Origin of the sequence: Nocardioides sp. (assembly GCF_024509035.1) — a bacterium.
Taxonomy (GTDB): domain Bacteria; phylum Actinomycetota; class Actinomycetes; order Propionibacteriales; family Nocardioidaceae; genus Nocardioides.
Genome location: NZ_JANINT010000394.1, coordinates 1 through 1669, shown reverse-complemented (window position 1 = coordinate 1669; position 1669 = coordinate 1). Strand labels below are relative to the sequence as shown.

Here is a 1669-nt window from a genome sequence, read left to right as displayed (position 1 = left end):
GCGAGCTCGTCGTGACGACCCTCTACGAGCGCGACGCCCGCGCGGTGGCGGGCGTCGAGAAGCTGCGCTTCTTCCCGCTGGAGGTCGTCAGCGGCCACCGGTCCACGCTGGTCGAGCCGGGAGGTCGTGAGCTGCTGGACCTCTCCGCGACGTGGACGGCGGCCGGCCTGGGCCACGGCCATCCGGCGGTGGTCGAGGCGATGGCGAAGGCGGCCGCTGCCCCGCCGGGCGCCGGCGGGCTCTCCGCGGTCCACCCGGACTCGGTCGGCCTGGCCGAGGACCTGCTGGCCCTCGTGCCGGGCGAGGGTGAGCGGCGGGTCTACCTCGGCCACGCCGGGTCCGACGCCAACGACGTGGTGCTGCGCGCGTGCCGGCACGCGACCGGCCGGCGTACCGTCCTGGCCTTCGAGCACAGCTACCACGGCGGCGTCGGGGTCGCGATGGGGGTCTCGGGCGTCCACGTCGACGCCGGCCAGGCCGCCGACCCCGACGCGGCGTTCCTCCCCTACCCGAACCCGTTCCGGCCGGTGCGGGGCACCGTCGAGGAGGACGTGCGGCACTGCCTGGACGAGGCGGAGCGGCACCTGGCCGGCGGGACGATCGCCTGCCTGATCGTCGAGCCGATCCTGTCCGACGGTGGGCTCGTGGTGCCGCCCGACGGCTTCCTCGCCCAGCTGCAGGACCTGTGCCGCCGCCACGACGTGCCGATGGTGTGCGACGAGGTCAAGATGGGCCTCGGCCGACCGGGCACGCTGCACGCCTTCGAGCACGACGGCGTGGTCCCCGACGTCGTGACGTTCGGGAAGGTCATCGGCGGCGGACTGCCGCTGTCCGCCGGGGTCGGCCCCGCCGCACTGCTCGACGAGCCGCCGGCCTCGGCCCTGCTGACCACGGCCGGCAACCCGATCTGCACCGCCGTGGGTCGGGCGGTGCTGCGCACCATCGTCGAGGAGGAGCTGCCCGCCCGGGCCGCGAGAACGGGCGCCGTCCTGCAGGCAGCGCTGCTGGCGGCCGACGGCCGCGGCGCCGACCGGATCGGCGACGTGCGCGGGCGCGGGCTCGCGATCGGCCTCGAGCTGGTCGGCGAGGATGGCGTCACGCCCGACCCGCGGCTGACGGCCCAGGTCGTCTACCGCGCCTGGCAGCTGGGCGCGGTCGTCTACTACGTGGGCGGCAACGTCCTCGAGATCACTCCCCCGCTCGTCCTCACCGAGAACGAGGCCGGTCGAGCGGCGGAGATCATCACCACGGCGATCGACGACGCGGTCGCCGGACTCGTGAACGAGGAGGACGTCGCCCCCTATGCCGGCTGGTGACCACACCATCGACCCCTTCGCCGGGCTGACCGACGAGGTCCCGACCGCGCTGGCCGACCACCTCAGGTCGGTCCAGCTCGTCGACCACCATGTGCACGGGGTGTTCGCCGAGCCGATCGACCGGGCCGCGTTCGAGGCGTCGATCAACGAAGGCTCCACCGACCCGGTCCCCGGGTGGATGACGATGTTCGACGGGCCGTTGGGCGTCGCGATCCGGCGCTGGTGCGCCCCGGTCCTCGGCCTGGCGCCCCACGCGTCCGGCGACGACTACTGGGCGGCTCGTGCGGCGCTCGACCCCGCCGACCTCGCGGAGCGCTTCCTGCGCCCGGCCGGCGTGGCCCGCTGGGTCGTCG

Annotated in this window: 1 protein-coding gene and 1 pseudogene; both read left to right on the top strand. The window is 75.0% G+C overall.

Annotated features, from left to right (window positions below):
* The coding region (locus Q0L15_RS22125) for an aminotransferase class III-fold pyridoxal phosphate-dependent enzyme (protein WP_296607005.1) at positions 1-1316 on the top strand (1316 nt) is incomplete at its 5' end.
* Positions 1303-1669, top strand: a pseudogene (locus Q0L15_RS22120) (hypothetical protein); the annotation flags it as partial. The gene Q0L15_RS22125 and the pseudogene Q0L15_RS22120, both read left to right, overlap by 14 nt.